This window comes from Bacteroidales bacterium, from assembly GCA_031276035.1.
Lineage (GTDB): Bacteria > Bacteroidota > Bacteroidia > Bacteroidales > BM520 > RGIG7150.
In genome coordinates this window covers 407,872-424,119 of the sequence record JAISNV010000001.1, presented here as the reverse complement: position 1 = coordinate 424,119, position 16,248 = coordinate 407,872, and the positions used below count along the sequence as shown (strand labels likewise).

General features: G+C 33.7%; 19 protein-coding genes and 1 tRNA gene. 11 read left to right on the top strand and 9 right to left on the bottom strand.

Going from position 1 to position 16,248, the window contains the following annotated elements; all coding sequences use genetic code 11:
• Nucleotides 1–32 precede the first annotated feature (32 nt).
• From LBP67_01785 to LBP67_01765, 5 genes are all read left to right on the top strand, one after another.
• Nucleotides 33–359 carry a hypothetical protein gene (locus LBP67_01785; protein MDR2083711.1) on the top strand — a complete coding sequence of 109 codons (327 nt, stop codon included), beginning with the start codon at nt 33–35 and terminating at the stop codon, nt 357–359.
• On the top strand, nt 356–565 hold the full coding sequence (locus LBP67_01780; GenBank protein ID MDR2083710.1) for a hypothetical protein: 210 nt from the start codon (nt 356–358) through the stop codon (nt 563–565). The genes LBP67_01785 and LBP67_01780 overlap by 4 nt, the downstream gene beginning before the upstream one ends.
• Nucleotides 558–854, top strand: coding sequence for a hypothetical protein (locus tag LBP67_01775; protein ID MDR2083709.1), 297 nt, complete (start codon nt 558–560; stop codon nt 852–854). The genes LBP67_01780 and LBP67_01775 overlap by 8 nt, the downstream gene beginning before the upstream one ends.
• Nucleotides 855–1,834: 980 nt before the next feature.
• Nucleotides 1,835–2,254: a hypothetical protein gene (locus LBP67_01770; GenBank protein MDR2083708.1), complete on the top strand. Its 420-nt coding sequence runs from the start codon at nt 1,835–1,837 to the stop codon at nt 2,252–2,254.
• 5 nt (nt 2,255–2,259) lie between these two features.
• Nucleotides 2,260–2,622 (top strand): hypothetical protein, encoded by a 363-nt coding sequence (locus tag LBP67_01765; GenBank protein MDR2083707.1) that lies wholly within the window; start codon nt 2,260–2,262, stop codon nt 2,620–2,622.
• A gap of 174 nt (nt 2,623–2,796) precedes the next feature.
• Here the strand turns inward: LBP67_01765 and LBP67_01760 are convergent.
• The 7 genes from LBP67_01760 to LBP67_01730 all read right to left on the bottom strand — a co-directional run bounded on the left by LBP67_01760 (nt 2,797) and on the right by LBP67_01730 (nt 9,084).
• Nucleotides 2,797–2,878: transfer RNA gene (locus LBP67_01760), tRNA-Leu, on the bottom strand.
• A gap of 85 nt (nt 2,879–2,963) precedes the next feature.
• Nucleotides 2,964–4,061: a 4-hydroxythreonine-4-phosphate dehydrogenase PdxA gene (locus LBP67_01755; protein ID MDR2083706.1), complete on the bottom strand. Its 1,098-nt coding sequence runs from the start codon at nt 4,059–4,061 to the stop codon at nt 2,964–2,966.
• A gap of 87 nt (nt 4,062–4,148) precedes the next feature.
• Nucleotides 4,149–5,930 (bottom strand): 4Fe-4S dicluster domain-containing protein, encoded by a 1,782-nt coding sequence (locus LBP67_01750; GenBank protein ID MDR2083705.1) that lies wholly within the window; start codon nt 5,928–5,930, stop codon nt 4,149–4,151.
• 3 nt (nt 5,931–5,933) lie between these two features.
• Complete coding sequence (locus tag LBP67_01745; GenBank protein ID MDR2083704.1) at nt 5,934–6,269, bottom strand: 4Fe-4S dicluster domain-containing protein; 336 nt, start codon at nt 6,267–6,269, stop codon at nt 5,934–5,936.
• A gap of 12 nt (nt 6,270–6,281) precedes the next feature.
• Nucleotides 6,282–7,286: an FAD-dependent oxidoreductase gene (locus tag LBP67_01740; protein ID MDR2083703.1), complete on the bottom strand. Its 1,005-nt coding sequence runs from the start codon at nt 7,284–7,286 to the stop codon at nt 6,282–6,284.
• A 16-nt stretch (nt 7,287–7,302) separates the two neighbouring features.
• Nucleotides 7,303–8,358 (bottom strand): heterodisulfide reductase subunit B, encoded by a 1,056-nt coding sequence (locus LBP67_01735; protein ID MDR2083702.1) that lies wholly within the window; start codon nt 8,356–8,358, stop codon nt 7,303–7,305.
• 27 nt (nt 8,359–8,385) lie between these two features.
• Nucleotides 8,386–9,084, bottom strand: a complete 699-nt coding sequence (locus tag LBP67_01730) for a 4Fe-4S dicluster domain-containing protein (protein ID MDR2083701.1) — start codon at nt 9,082–9,084, stop codon at nt 8,386–8,388.
• Nucleotides 9,085–9,530: 446 nt separating this feature from the next.
• On the opposite strand from LBP67_01730, the gene LBP67_01725 reads away from it, so the two are divergent.
• Complete coding sequence (locus tag LBP67_01725) at nt 9,531–10,559, top strand: glucosaminidase domain-containing protein (protein MDR2083700.1); 1,029 nt, start codon at nt 9,531–9,533, stop codon at nt 10,557–10,559.
• A 2-nt stretch (nt 10,560–10,561) separates the two neighbouring features.
• On the opposite strand, the gene LBP67_01720 is transcribed toward LBP67_01725, so the two are convergent.
• Both LBP67_01720 and LBP67_01715 read right to left on the bottom strand, forming a co-directional pair.
• Complete coding sequence (locus LBP67_01720; GenBank protein ID MDR2083699.1) at nt 10,562–11,356, bottom strand: nitroreductase family protein; 795 nt, start codon at nt 11,354–11,356, stop codon at nt 10,562–10,564.
• A gap of 13 nt (nt 11,357–11,369) precedes the next feature.
• Nucleotides 11,370–11,936, bottom strand: a complete 567-nt coding sequence (locus LBP67_01715; protein ID MDR2083698.1) for a superoxide dismutase — start codon at nt 11,934–11,936, stop codon at nt 11,370–11,372.
• Between the two features lie 356 nt (nt 11,937–12,292).
• Between LBP67_01715 and LBP67_01710 the strand changes: the two genes are divergently transcribed.
• From LBP67_01710 to galE, 5 genes are read left to right on the top strand one after another with little or no spacing between them, the layout of a single operon-like run.
• Entirely contained in the window at nt 12,293–12,979 is a 687-nt protein-coding gene (locus LBP67_01710; GenBank protein ID MDR2083697.1) for an HAD family hydrolase, read from the top strand.
• A 40-nt stretch (nt 12,980–13,019) separates the two neighbouring features.
• The gene (locus LBP67_01705) at nt 13,020–13,361 is read left to right on the top strand and encodes a hypothetical protein (GenBank protein ID MDR2083696.1); all 342 of its coding nucleotides are present in this window, start codon (nt 13,020–13,022) and stop codon (nt 13,359–13,361) included.
• Between the two features lie 57 nt (nt 13,362–13,418).
• On the top strand, nt 13,419–14,027 hold the full coding sequence (gene udk / locus LBP67_01700) for a uridine kinase (GenBank protein MDR2083695.1): 609 nt from the start codon (nt 13,419–13,421) through the stop codon (nt 14,025–14,027).
• Between the two features lie 55 nt (nt 14,028–14,082).
• Nucleotides 14,083–15,213, top strand: a complete 1,131-nt coding sequence (locus LBP67_01695) for a DegT/DnrJ/EryC1/StrS family aminotransferase (protein MDR2083694.1) — start codon at nt 14,083–14,085, stop codon at nt 15,211–15,213.
• Nucleotides 15,210–16,235 carry a UDP-glucose 4-epimerase GalE gene (gene galE / locus LBP67_01690; GenBank protein ID MDR2083693.1) on the top strand — a complete coding sequence of 342 codons (1,026 nt, stop codon included), beginning with the start codon at nt 15,210–15,212 and terminating at the stop codon, nt 16,233–16,235. Before LBP67_01695 ends, galE begins: the two co-directional genes overlap by 4 nt.
• Nucleotides 16,236–16,248: the final 13 nt, after the last annotated feature.

Genomic DNA, 16,248 nt, shown 5'->3' with positions numbered 1-16,248 from the left:
AAAATTAAATATTAACTTAAATTATGCATAATATGATGTCAATTTCTGAAAACAACAAGAAAATACAGAAACCCAAAGGAAAAACCAATAATCCTAATGGGAGACCAAAAGGGTCGCCAAATAAGATTACAACAGACATTAGAACATGGATACAAAGCCTCATCAATAACAATAGAGAGCTATTTGAAACCGATTTAAAAGCCGTTGAATCAAAACAGCGGCTTTATATCATGGAAAAACTTTTATCATTTGTTGTACCTAAAATGCAAAGCATTGAAGCAAAAACAAATTTTGATAATCTGACAGACGAGCAGTTAAATACAATTATAGATGAATTAACTAAAAATAGTGAAGCATGAAAAACCAGACAGAAATTAAGGTTAGTCGAGAATTGAAGATATTACTTCTATCAATCCTAAGAAATGGCATTATTACAACAGAAGATATTGATAAATTTGTTGAACTCGTCGGCGGACAAAGTTTTTTTCAACCAGATTTCTCAACATTGACAGATGAAGAATTGAAAAGAGAAATTAAAGAGTTAGAAAGAAAGATTTATGGATAATTACAATTCTCTTAATATGGAAAATAAACAAGTAACATGGAACGAATTTTACAATGTCTTATATTCCATAAACGCAGAAATAGAAAGATTTTTTAGAGGGATAAATGTAAAAATTGAATTAGCAAATGAACCACACGTAATGAATTGTTGGTTAGTGGATCATCAGAATGTAATTTTCGGATTTCCGAGAGTCAGGCAGGCTAAGGAAATTGCTCTTATAACTACAGATAAAAATTTAATTAAACATATTAACGATACGTTTAATGAAATAGGAAATATTGTGCATTGATTTCAAGACGAAGAATTAAGATTTTCTTTCTTTGTAATCACAATTAAAGGAATACAAAACTTAGTACCGTTTGCTGTGTCCGTAATGCGAATATAGGGAACATAAAGGGACTTTAAGAAGAATGAGATAGCTCGTCTCAAGATCTAATAAAAGACAAATTCATTATCAGAAAAATTCATATTTGTTGAAAAATGTTGAGTTTTCTGAATCTTAAAATATCGAATCTCATTATCGAAATTGCGGATTATATTTTTGCAAATCCGGAGAAAAAACTTCGGATGTTTTGTCATATTTTGTCAATAAATGTCATAAAACCGAACGAACTGTTAATAGATATATCAAAAAAGCCAAAGAATACAATACTACACGCCTGCAGAAGCATTAAAAAGAACATCTTTGAAGTGCTTGATATTCAAAATCATGAGTATTCTAAATCGTGGAAACCAAGGAAGAAAAATGATTGAACCTTACATTATGAATAAAATCCCCAAAATCAACATTAAAAAAATCATTAAACATCTTGCAATACAAATTTCATTATCTTATCTTTGCAGTTCCTAAAACTATTATATTATGACGAATTTAATTAAGACAAGTATAAACCCTTTGTTGGTGCCGGTAGTGGAAACATCCGGGCGTAAATAATAGTACGTAGGACACCGTAACAGAGGGTTTTTTTATTTAAATTAATTTATCATGATTACAAAAGTAAAAAGCAAAGAAACGAGCTTTGCAACCATTAAAATTGAGTGTTCAAATGCTCATTCTATCCCTCTGTTTAAGGATTATCTCAAAGTTATACAAGACACTTTGATATTGAGAAAAACGCTAAAAACACGGCTTATGCCTTTATTTTAAGCAAAGGATTATTAAACGATTTCAGCAACTTCTCAAAAGAAGTAGAAAAGTCGGGAATTAATCCTCATCATCCATGTGTTGATATTATTGCAGAAAGTATTAACGATTAAATTAATTTAATTATGAAAAAAGAAATTAAAGAAAAAATCAAAGACGATTACTTTCAAGCAGTATTTGAAAAATGTTCAGTTAAATTTAAGAACAGAAATCCTAATATTGAATTTGATATGGATAATTTTGCAGGTGAAATGAGACGCAGAGAGCGTATAATTGGAGAAGTAATTGAGGCACGTTACTATGCGGTAGATTGGATTAAAACAATAAGTAATACCATTGAGAGATTATCCCAGAGTAAAAAAGAATATTATACTGATAAAGAGTTAACGCATTTTTTGCGAATGATAGAATTTTTATCAGAAATTCTTTCACATCAAGAGCGACTTGAAGATATTTGGAACGAAACTTATGATTTATCACAAATAGCAGATGAAGACTTAGAAATAGAAATAAATGAGGAAATAAAAAACCTTAATAAAAATTAGTTATTATGAGAACAGAAGTAAAAGAAAATTCCCAAAGCAACTATTTTCAAACGATATTTGAAAAATTCTTATCCGATAACATTGAAAAATATCCGGGTACTAACTTAAGTTGTTTTGCCGCCGAGATGAAGATAAGACGAGATATAGCACTCTCATTAAGTTGGGTACATTGTGACGGCGTTGAATGGATAGAAACTATTAACAGAGCGATAACAAGACTTGTTAATGAAAAGGACAAAGAAGATATTAAACAATTTTCTGAAATGATAAATCTTATTACCAAAATAATTTATTACCACGATAATATTAATAACATGCACGATGATTATAAATATTTATTTGAACAAGCCGATAAGCAACTTGAATAACCCCGATGAAGTATAAAAACAAAAAAGCACCAAGGAATTAACCAAGGTGCTTTTTTATTAAAAAGACTTCAAAAATAACCGTACATTTTACAAAATATTGTCAGATTTGTCCCCTGTCTGTACCCCGAAAAACAAAAAGAGCCTAACCATTAATCAGTTAAGCTCTTATCCCCGTACCCGAGGCCGGAATCGAACCGGCACGAGTTTCCTCATCGGTTTTTGAGACCGACGCGTCTACCAATTCCGCCACTCGGGCAACTTTACAATTATGAAAGAACAAAAATCTTACCTTTACTTATAGGTTAAGTAAAGAAAGTGCAAAAATACATTTTTTTTTGATTCTATGACTTATTCTCGGAAATGTTTTTATTTTCACCTGTGTTAGAACTATTATCCTGAAAGTTCCTATCTCTTTGCAAAGCGGTTTTCCTCAGTTTATAATTCATACGCCTGTTTTTAGTTATATCACTTGCCAGATATAAAGCACTTCTAAAGGCTTGGCAATCGCCAACTTCTTGACCATTTAAATGATACGGTTCGGTTACAACAAAAGGCAATCCCGAAGTATAAACAACTCCATCTCTCCCGTTTAATAAAGAGAAAATTGTATCGGCCTGCTGATTGGTTATGGTCATTATTACATCAAATTTCTGATATTCATTACTGTTGAAAAAAGTTGAAGGTAAATATGGGCCGAATGATTGGATTCTATTTTGTATTGCTAAATCATTTGTTTTTTCAATGATATCCTCAACTTCTCCATCTATGTATTTGCCTGTATTGTCCACGGAATTCGCCGCTAAAATAGCTATTTTCGGCGAGCTTATCATAAAATCATAAAACATAATTTTATGTAAAGTCTTTATTTTTTCAAAAAGATATTCGATGGTTAATAACTTTGTAAGCTCTTCGTAATTTACTTTAGAAGTAGCCGCAGTTAACTTTATGTAATCGTTACATAAAATTTGCATACTGCGTGTCGATTGTAATTTATTAATGAAATAACTGCCGTTGCCAATATGATGCGATGAGGTTTCTTTAAGCATAGCTTGACTAACAGGACAGCAGACCAATGCATCAACAAATCTATTGTTTATGGCATTATATGCTTTGGTTATAGATAGAACAGCCAGATTTGCAGCTTCTTCAGTAGTTTCTCCCAAAGTAACTCTTACTTCTTCGGAAAAAATATTAAAAAGATTAGGTTTATTCGGTGTAATTTCATTCTGTCTTACCGGTGTAAATGAAAAGTCGGTATAATTAAAATAATTTCTGAAATATGAAACTAACTTCGAACATCCGAAGAAAACAGGTGTTAAAGTTTCATGTATTGCACTATCATTTAATGTCTTTAATACTAATTCGTATGAAATGCCATTAAAATCACCATGAGTAATACCAATCTTTAAATTGTAATTATTAAATTCGTCCACGTTCATAATATTGAACTTAAAATATTAAATGATTTTAGTTTAGTTGTTGTAGCTACAAAAGTAATAAAAAAAATATTTAATTGATTAATCTTGTTAAATATTTCTTGAAACTATTTCTGAAATGTCTAATATTTTGTTGTTGCTACAATTTTTTGTAAAAGTTTTTTTACATAACGGACAAGAGGTAATGATAAAATCAGGATTAGGTTTTGTTAAAACATCTAAGGTCTGAGAAGTTATTAAAGCCGCTTGCTCCGTATTTAATTCGATATTTGCTAAACTGCCGCCGCAGCATAATGTGTCATCTTTTTCATTTTTAGTTGAATGTAAATTGCCTATCGAATTTATTATAATTCGAGGTTCTTCGTAGATGTTATTACCGCGACTAATTTCGCAAGGATCATGATAGACAAGTTTAACATCTTGTTTGCTCAGATTTAACTTACCTTTGTCGATTAACTCTTTGATATATTGTGTGTGATGAAGTACTTTAATGTCTAAATTATATTCGTTTGCAAAAGAGTTATAACAAATCGGACAAGAAGTTACAAGAACTTCTGCTCCGGAATCTTTAATTATTGATGTCAGCTTTTCTTTTAAAACTTCCGCTTGTTCCAGAAATCCTTGTTGACGCAGAGGTCTTCCGCAGCAAATATTCTTATCTTCATCAATAAAAATGTATTTGTCATCGGCTTTATCAAAGATATTTTTCATTGAATCAATAATTCCCGGTGTAATATGAGTCATACATCCTGCAAAATATAATATAGGTGCGGAATTCTTTCCTTCAGTATATTTTGATGTGTTGATATATTCGTAAAAAGGAATATCTTCGTTACCTTGTTTATAGCGGTATATTTGCCGTATCATTGTGGTTTCAATGCCGACAGGACAAGCTTGTACGCATCTGTTACAAAGCAGACAATTGTTTGCTATATGCCGGTCTAAAGATAAATCACGCACATCTCTGATAAAATAAACGGATTGAACATCGTTGATTTTTGCAGCAGTATTCAACTGGCAAACATCGATGCAAATTCCGCAGCGTGAACAAGAATTAATTTCGATATCTGTATATCCCGTATGTTTCTGAGATTCTATGACACCCCATTTGCGAAGGAATATTAACAATACTTCCGTGAAAATGTGCATATACCTTGTAAAAGGCATGAAAACGAAGAATAAACATAAAGCAATGGAATACGCCCACCAGAGAGGCGTCACAAATTTTTCAACAGGTAAAAAGGCGAGAAGATTTCCCAGGGACTGTGTAAGAAATCCGCCGTTGTGTTCTATAGCTGCCGTTGAACTTTCGGCAAGAAGTCGAAGCGGAAAAATACACCATAAAGAAATCAAAGCAACTCTGTCGGAAGGAGTATGTTTTGTTGTTTTTCTCATTCCTAATAATTTGGAATACATCCGCTTAATAAAAGCTAAAAGTAATCCTGAGAGAACAAAACAAAGCAGAAAATCCATAACGAAAGTTAATACTTCTTTATATGGATAATCTCTTCCGTCTTCAAAAAACCTAAAGAAAATCGCGAGCCAGGGATTTGTAAAATATTGTCCCTCATAAGCAACAGCTTCAACTTTACCAATAACAATGAGCATTAACCAACCGAAAGCAAGGCTGAAGTGCATATAACCCAAGATGGGGTTTGTTTTGAAAATATTTCTGTGGAATAGGCATTCGCGGATAGCTTCCCAAATGGCTGCTAATGTTTTAAAAGAAATTATATTTTTTCCGATTTGTCTTCTTTGAACTTTGTCTAAACGATAAAGCCATGAAACAAATGCGATTGCCAAATTTACGAAAAGTATGACCACTCCGAAAGCAAATGGAATCACAAATGGATTGTACATGTCTAAATTCATACGCTACAGATTTGTTTTTGTGTTTAATGTTCGGCGCATTTTTATTATCATTGCACGTGTATTAACATTTCTCGGGCAAACTAATGTACATTTGCCGCAAAGCATACATTTTTCCAACTCTTTTTCCAAAGTTTCAAATTCTCCTCTGCGAAAGAGCAGGTTGCATTTCAACACATTGAAGTCGGTGTGTTGCTGTGCCGAACAAGTTGCCGCACATCCGCCGCAAGCAAAACATCGTTTAAAAGTTGGGATGTCGTCGGTAAAAGATTCTTGTTTTTTCTTGTCTAATTTATCGAGATCAATAGTTCTACTTGTATTTAATGAAAATCCGAATTTCATTTACTTGTTTTTTTAATTAAGATAATTATTAATTTCCAAAGCTGCCGCCGCAGCATCTTTCATGGTTTCCGGAATAGACATTTGACGTTTTGATGTGCCGGCAACAAAAATACCATCTAAATATGTCAGATTATCGGCAAGATGTTGATTTTTACTTTTGAAATAATCATAATTCCCGCCGATCTGAAGTTTCTTTCCTATTTCGACAGTGCCTTCCGACGCCTCCATTCCTACCATAAGCACAACTAAATCCGCTGTTAATCTTATAGGTCGCGAAAGCAAAGTATCTTCAGCTTTTATTTGAACTTGTCCGTGATAGGTAGGAGAAACTTCCGAAACTCTTCCTCTTATAAAAGTTATACCGTAATCTTGCTGTGCCTTGCGGTAAAGTTCTTCATAAGATTCGCCGAACATACGTAAATCCATGTAAAAACAATAAACTTCTGAATTCGGATACATTTCCTTAACTTCAATAGCTTGTTTTACAGCGCAAATACAACAATTTTTAGAACAAAAATGATTTCCCACTTTTTCATCGCGTGAGCCTACGCATTGAATAAACACAACTTTTTTAGGTTCGGCATGTGAAACTTCTCCGCTCAGAATTTTTTCAAGATCAACCGAAGTAATAACATTAGGATAAATTCTATATCCGTATTCTTCTTTTCTTGACGCGTCAAAAACATCAAAACCGGTTGCCAGCAAAAGAGCTTTAGCGGAATATTTGTTGTTATGATTGTCGATAATATTCCAAAGTCCTCCCTCGTTTTCAATTTCCTTGATACCGGTATTAAGAGAAACTTTCACATTATCATTTTTAATATTCTCAATCAATTGATGTAATAATTCTTCCGAAGAAGCAAAGTCGGGAAAAAGTTTGTCCCACAAAAGTAGTTTACCGCCCAATGCGGGATCTTTTTCGATTATGAGAACATGCTTGTCAAACTTAGAAAGTCGTGCCGCCGCTTCAAGTCCTGCCGGGCCTCCACCTATTATTATTGTATCAAAATGTTGCATATAAAGATTTTAAATATTAAACAATTAAATTTTGAGGTTTTTCAGGAGGAAAGATTTTCTTACCCGATACTCCTGTATATTTTTCGGTAGTATTGTATTCTATCCCTATTTTATCTAATAAAGATTCGCATTGAACTTGATGGATTTGCATTCCGAGTTCCCAAGGATTATATCCTAGAAGCATTCCGGCAAGTTCCTCGTATGTAAGAACAGGAATACCTTTACCGTATTTATCATAAGTTTTGTTTTCGAGCTCTGCGATAGTATATTGCCATTTATCGAGAAACATGGCGCAACCCGGGCAATTCGCCACAATGAAATCGGGTTCATACGGTTCCATCGATTCAAACTTTTTGTGGGAATTACTTACCGAATAACCTCTGTTTGCCTGTACGAGATAATTTCTGAAACCAAAGCCGCAACAATGACGTCTCTCCGGATAATCAATTACTTCTCCTCCCCAGGTTTCAATCATTCCGGAAAGAACCACCGGAAATTCAGCGCCGCCTATACCTCTATCGGGAAAAACTTTAGCATAGTGGCATCCGATATGTTCCACGCCTTTCAAAGGTTTTCCGGTTTCTTTATTAACCAGTTGATATTTCATTTTCGATTTCAATTCGTTGCGAAATTTATAAATGATATCGGAAGGGTGGGCTATATTTTTTGGTAAATTAAATTCACGTTTTGTGGCTTTATAGAGATCTTCGCGAGTTTTTTCCAGCAGTTCCGGGAAATGATGCCAAGTTTCGGTAATTTCAACAATCAATCCGAAAGAAGTAATACACGAAGGCACATAATTTTCATAACCTGCTTCCGTCATCAACGACATAAGTCTGCCGACGACAGCCGAGGTGGTTTCAAAAGGAATAATATCACCGTGATAACCTATTCCCGTGCAAGTATGTTGATTTGCAACGTCGAGGATATCCTTCTTCATTTCCTCTCTCATCATTTTCACAAAGGCCGTTTCGGAGCCGGGGAAAAAGGTTTGCCTGATGCAACTTCTTGCATAGAAATATTTGTCGTCAGCTATTTCCTTCTGATAATCATTCCATTTATGTTTATACATTCTAAATTGTTTTCAGTTTATAAAATTTTACCGTGTATGATCTCCGGAATCTGTAGTATATACTTTTATCATGTAGTCATAATCAGCATTAGATTGAAAATCTTTGGCTTTTTCAGAAGAAAAATGCTCTATTTTTTTGTAGAATTCTTCTCCGCCGGTAACTTTAAAAATACTTTTAATTTCATCAAGAGTGTCTTTACTGATGGCTCTTAAAGCACCCGCAGTTTCCTGATGATAAACCGCACCCATTTTCGGACTTACTTCTTTGATGTTGTTAATAAACCAACGCCAAACCGGGCCTTGTTCCGGATGAAGGTCAGGATCTACGATATCCGGATGAACGCAATATCCGGCATTAATAATATTTTCACCTACTGTTCTTTTGATTGCCAATTGCTGACGTCCTTTTTCACTGTTTACGAAATATCCCATTTCCTGAGATATTTTTCTTAAAACTGTTATTAGCATTCCCGGAACATTTCCGCGCGGACAACGGGTTTTGCACGACATGCACTGCCCGCAATACCAGATTGTTTCACTATTTAACAGATCTTCTATCTCATCAACATTATTAGATTGTACTATATTGCAGATCGTTCGGGGATCATATTTATAGAATTCGGCAGCAGGGCAGATAGCAGTGCAAACCCCACAGTTCATACAAGCCGTAAGGGCCTCTTTGTACCGAACATCTTCTTTTAGTTTTTCAATAATTTCAATCTTCATGATGCAAAGATAGTTTTTTCAATTGAGAATTAGGAGTTGAGATTTGATAATTTTTGTAATTAACATATTTGTTAAATAATAATTAGCAAATAACAATGACAAAAAGATAATGAAATCATTGTTAAATTTTTTGAAAAAAAATCAATATGAAATCTATATAATGAAGATTTTATTAACAAAGAAGACTGCCTTCTTTTATAAAAAATCTATTTTCGGAAATTTAATGTAGAGCAATGTTAATGTATTCTTTTCTTGTCCTAAAATGAGAATTATATATAAAAATTTCTTGATGAGATTATTAGCTATATGAATGTTTAATAGTAATAAAAAAAGAGTAGATGTTTTAAATTATGTAATTCTTTTATTTTGTCGATAAATTCTCGATTCTCAACTCCTAATTCTCAATTGAAAAAACTATCTTTGTCGATGTTTTTATTTTAAACAAAATGCAACGTATTAAAAATATAATAATATTATTGTTGATTTTCATTGGTACTGATTGCTTTGCGCAAATTGCTGAGCGACAAGAGTACGCGAGAAAGTACGGAGATATTGCGGTTCGTAAAATGAAAGAATTCGGAATTCCTGCAAGTATCACCCTTGCGCAAGGAATTTTAGAGTCGGGTTGCGGTAAAAGCGAGCTTGCCGTTAAATCAAACAATCATTTCGGAATAAAATGCCACACCGGATGGAACGGTCAAACTCATTATCATGATGATGATGCTCCGCAGGAATGTTTTAGAAAGTATAAAAAGGTAGAAGATTCTTTTGATGACCATTCGCTTTTTCTTACAACGCGCGATAGATATGCCGATCTCTTCAAACTTGATGTTTCCGATTATAAATCCTGGGCGCACGGACTAAAAAAAGCCGGTTATGCAACTAATCCTAATTATGCTAATTTATTGATTAAAATTATTGATGAAAATCAATTATATATGTATGATATGGTTGCTATAGGAGTGATGGATATTTCCGATATTCCTAATGATTTGTTTGAAAATATGGAAAATTTCTGTAATAATATAGAAATTGAAAATACTAACGAGATTTATGATCTTCCTAAAAATCTCGATAAATATCAATATGAATTGGGATTGTGCTTATGTATGGATGAAGCTGTTTATGTTGAAACACATAAGAACAGACATATCTTTGAGTATAATAAAGTTTATGCGGTGTTTGCCGAAGAATATGAAACATTGGAACAGATAGCTAAAGCTTTAGGTGAGCCTGTCAGACAGCTTAGAAATTATAACGATTTATCCAAAGGAGATAAAATTTCTGCAGGTGATATAATTTATTTAGGTCCGAAAAATAATAAAGGAAGCGCATCCTTTCATATTACGGGTGAAAATGAAACTTTGTGGGGAATATCTCAGTGTTATACTGTTAAGTTGAATAAGCTAATAAAAAAGAATGGTATCAGCGAAGCCAATACCATTCTTAAACCAGGAATAAAAATAAAATTATAATTTTATTTTTCAAAATACCCTATCGGGTGATTTAGCCAAAGTACTTGGTTTTTACCGAAATCAAGGATTTTGTAAATATTTTCATGATCCATCATTGCTCTTGGAACTGTTCCAATATTTGCTGCAGCACACATCAAAGAAATATTTTGGGATACGATGCCTGCGTCAACGGCACCCATTTCGTAAAAATGTGTATTATCGCCGTTCGGGCTGTAACCATTGTATCTTGACAAATCCGCAACAATAAGTAGAATGTCTAAAGCTCCTGTAGGGCGAGTTCCGTTTAATTCTTTAAAGATATTCTTATCACTAACTAATTCCAGCGCATTTTTCTCATTTAGATAAATATAAACACCTTCTGGACGGCAAAGATAAACCTCAATTTCTTGTGAGTTTCTTGCTGTTGGGGAAGTCATTTTGTTTTCATCAGGACGATTGACTCCTTTTGCTGCCCATAAAATGTCCGATAAATCTTGTAAAGAAACATGTTCGGCTTTCATATTGCGGGTAGATTTTCTGTTACCCAACGCTTGCATAATGTCGCACTTACGAGATTTTGAAGGTTGAGGTAATTCAATGAGTTGTTTAGCCGCGGCTACGCTTTTTGGAGTAACCTCTTTTGGAGATTCGCCAACATCGGATGTAATTTGTTTTGTAGATGTACCGCTTTGGGTGGTTTGCTGAGCTTTAGGATTTCTTTTAGGGTCAGTTGAAATATCTTTTCCCGTACCTTCTGTTTGTGACATAAGATTAAAACTTATCGTTAATGCAACAGCTAAGAATATTAATTTCTTCATAATATATTAATTGTTATTTATTTTTCCAATTAACTACTTTCCAAAAGGCATCAATATATTCGGGACGCCTGTTTTGACGATCAAGGTAATATGCATGTTCCCATACATCGCAGGTAATAATAGGCATTTTGCCGTCTCTTAAAGGATTTCCGGCATTGGTGGTTTGAACTATTTCAAGTTTTCCGTCTTTATTTCTTACTAACCAAGTCCAACCGGAACCGAATAAAGTTGAAGCAGCTTTTGTAAATAATTCTTTGAATTTATCAAAAGAACCGAAATCTCTTTTGATTTCTTCAGCTAATTGTCCGAGCGGTTCCCCCCCGCCGTCAGGCGACAAACATTCGATAAAATAGAATGTGTGGTTCCAAACTTGAGCACCGTTGTTGAAGATTCCACCATCGGCTTTCATAATAATATCTTCTAAACTGGCATTTTCGAATTCGGTCCCTTTAATCAAGTTGTTTAAATTATTTACATAAGCTTGATGATGTTTCCCATAGTGAAATTCAAGTGTTTGCATTGAAATGTGCGGCTCTAAACCGTTCAATGCATAAGGTAATTTCGGCAATACGTGTTCCATAAATTTTTATTTTTTAAGATTAATACCTGCAAAATTACAAGAGTTTTGTAATTTATCAAAAAATAATCATTAAAAATATCTAAAAATAAATTATATCATTCCCAACGAAGTGATAAAGCACATTGATTAATTTCATAGTTATATAATTTTTTATGAAGGAGTTTTGAATAATAATGAAAAGCAGGTACAAACTAATATGTGAAAACGAAAAAATAATGAGTGATAAAGGTATTGTAATAAATGATAATTTGTTGCAATACAACGATATGCAAAATTGATAAATATGTTTATCTCACGATTATACATACTATTTCCTACTTTCGATTTTCTCTACTTTTTCTCTATCTTTGCAGTCTATGAAACAAATAACAACAATTGCTTTTGATGCCGATGATACCTTATGGGAGAATGAACCGAACTTTCGTGCGGCAGAGATAAATTTCTGTGAATTGCTTGAACCCGATTTTTCTCTTGAAGAAACAAAGAAAGTTCTGTATGATATCGAAATAAAAAATCTTCCTTTTTATGGTTACGGCGTTAAAAATTTTATTATTTCGGCAATAGAAACAACTTGTAAGTTATATAATTCCGAAGTCAGTGCCGATTTGATGAATAAAACTTTGCAGGTAGGGAGAGATTTATTGCAGAAACCGAATGAGTTAATAGACGGAGTTGAAAATGTTTTGCAAGAATTACAAGGAAAATACCGGCTGTTATTAGTAACTAAAGGAGATTTAATAGATCAGGAAAGGAAAATAAATAAATCGGGGTTAAAAGATTATTTTGATCATATAGAAGTAGTAAGCCATAAAAACAGCGATGATTATCGAAATTTATTTAAGAAAACAAACTGTATCTCCGAAAATTTTGCTATGGTCGGAAACTCATTGAAATCGGATATATTACCGGTTTTAGAACTGAATTCTTATGCAATACATATTCCGTTTCATATCACTTGGGAGCATGAACAACATCATGAAGAAGTAACTCATCCGAAATTTATCTCTATCTCATCAATAGATAAGTTGCTGGATATCTTTTAAAAATATTATTTTTGTATTCAAAATCTATAAATATAATTCAATGAGCAAAATAGACAACTTTCTAAAGAATATCCCGAAAATACTTGCGAGCAGGGTATCAATTTTTATTTATTTGTTTTTGTTTTTTTACCTCGTGATATTTGCTTTTATATGCTTGCTTGTGCCGGCCTTAAACGGTTATGTACCAAAGGACGGTATTCAATTAATTTTGGGTAATTACACAAATGTACTTAGCGCCTTAGGTGCTTCAATTGCTGCCGGCAGCGGAGTAGCGATACATAAAAAGGTAAAAGGATTACATGATAATCACCAACAGCTTCAAAATAGTTTGAACGATCTGCATAAAAAATTAGATGAGCTGACAAAAAATAGTAAGGAGTAAAGAAATTATTAACTCTTCGTTGTTAATTATTTGTTATTTTTGTAAAAATTCGATTTTATGTTGATAATTGGTATTGCAGGCGGCTCGGGTTCCGGAAAAACTACCGTCGTTAAAGAAATAGTGAAACAACTGCCCAAAGATTCGGTCGCTGTAATTTCTCTTGATTCATATTATAAAGATAACGGTCATCTCTCTGATGAAGAAAAAAAGAAAATCAATTTCGATCATCCCTCTTCTTTTGAATTTAAATTATTAAATAAGCATTTAGACGATCTTATTTCCGGAAAATCCATTGAAATGCCTGTGTATTCTTATGTTACTTGTGCTCGCGCTAAGGAAACAATTACAATTCAACCCAAAAAGGTAATTATTGTTGAAGGAATAATGGCGTTGGCTAATCCGACTTTAAGAAAAAAACTTGATATCAAAGTTTTTGTTGATGCCGATAGCGATGACAGGCTCATAAGGATTATCGGAAGGGATGTTATTGAAAGAGGACGAAATTATGATGCTGTGCTTAAGCATTATTCTCTTTGGGTTAAAACAATGCACGAAACTTTCATTGAACCGACTAAGAAATACGCTGATATTATAATCCCGCAGGGCGGTCAGAATAAGGTCGGGATTGATATCTTGCTGTCTAAAATTAAACTAATGATACATTAATCAATTGTAATAATCAATTGAACAAATATTTAATAATAAAATCTTATAAAGAAATATGAGAAAAATCCAAATGGTTGACTTGGCAAGTCAATATCAAAAGATAAAAAAAGAAATAGATGAAGCTGTTTTAAATGTTGTTGCCTCAACAGCATATATTAATGGTCCGGAAGTGCAGGCTTTTGCAAAAGAACTGCAAGATTATTTGAATGTGAAGCATGTAATCCCTTGCGCTAACGGAACCGATGCCTTGCAAGTTATAATGATGGCTCTCGGACTGAAACCCGGCGATGAAGTAATTACAACTACATTTACTTTTATTGCAACAGCGGAAGTCATTGCCCTGTTGGGTTTTACTCCTGTTTTGGTTGATGTTCTTCCTGATACGATGAACATTGACCCGGCAAAATTAAGAGCAGCAATTACTCCGAAAACAAAAGCAATTGTCCCTGTTCATCTTTTCGGCCAATGTGCGGATATGGAAGAAATATTGAAAATTGCAGAAGAACATAATCTTTACGTTATTGAAGATACCTGCCAGGCTATCGGCGCCGAATACAAGTTTTCCGACGGTACAATCAGAAAAGCGGGAACAATGGGCAAAGCAGGTGCAGTCTCTTTCTTTCCGTCGAAAAATCTTGGATGTTATGGCGACGGCGGTGCAATTTTTACCAATGACGATAAGCTTGCGGAACAATTAAAAATTGTTGTTAATCATGGAATGACAATTAGATATATTCATGATTATGTGGGTGTCAATTCTCGTTTGGATTCAATTCAGGCAGCAATTCTTAGAATTAAGCTTCGCCGTCTTGATGAATATAATGAATCGAGAAAAACGGCTGCCGAGAAATATAATAAAGCTTTCAAGAAATCCGATAAGCTTGTTGTTCCGTATATTTCAAATAATTCAACTCATATTTTTCACCAATATACTTTGATAACAAAAGATATTGATAGAGACGGTTTATTAAAGTATATCAATGATAAAGGTATTCCGGCGGCAATATATTACCCAATTCCACTTCATCATCAGAAAGCGTATTTGGATGAAAGATATAAAACAGGAATGTTTCCTGTTTCGGAAATGCTTTGTAAAAGTGTGATCTCTTTGCCTATGCATACCGAACTTGATGATGAACAAATTGAGTTTATTACAAATACAATTTTAGAATTTATAGAAAAATGAAAATTTTAGTAACGGGCGGCACAGGGTTTATAGGCTCACACACTGTTGTTGAATTGCAGCAAAAAGGTTATAAAGTTGTAATTGCTGATGATCTTTCGAATTCCTTCATTGAAGTTGTAGATAATATTGAAAAGATTACGGGAGTAAAGCCTGAATTTGAGAAAATTGATTTATCAATAACCGAAGAAACACGTAAACTTTTTGAGAAACATCCGGATATTTCGGGAGTTATACACTTTGCCGCTTCGAAAGCCGTAGGCGAGTCTGTACAAAAACCTTTGATGTACTATAGAAACAATATCAACTCCTTGATTAATATTCTTGAACAGATGCAGATTCATGATATAAAGAATATTGTTTTTTCGTCATCATGTACTGTTTACGGACAACCGGATAAATTACCCGTTGCGGAAGATGCTCCTCTAAAAAAAGCTATGTCGCCATATGGAAACACCAAGAAAATTTGTGAAGATATCATTGATGATGTTGCTGCGGTTTCCGATATTTATGCAATAAAACTTAGATATTTTAATCCTATTGGCGCACATGAAAGCGCCTTAATCGGAGAATACCCACAGGGAATCCCCAACAATCTCATCCCGTATCTTACACAAACGGCAGCGGGAATCAGAGAGTATCTCAGTGTTTATGGGAACGATTATAATACTCCGGACGGTACTGGAATTCGCGACTATATTCATGTTGTTGACCTTGCAAAGGCACATGTGGTTGCTATCGAAAGAATGATTAACCGTAAAGGACTTTCCAAGACCGAAATTTTTAATATAGGCACAGGAACGGGTTATTCCGTATTGGATATTATAGGATCCTTTGAAAGAGTTAATAATATCAAAATAAATTATAAAATTGTTGCGCGCCGTTCGGGTGATATTGAAAAGGTTTGGGCCGATACGACTTATGCTAATAATGAATTAGGCTGGAAAGCCGAAAGAACCCTTGATGATATGATGCGAACAGCGTGGAATTGGGAATGTGGTTTAGAAGAAAACAAACAGAAATAATATTATTTATTTG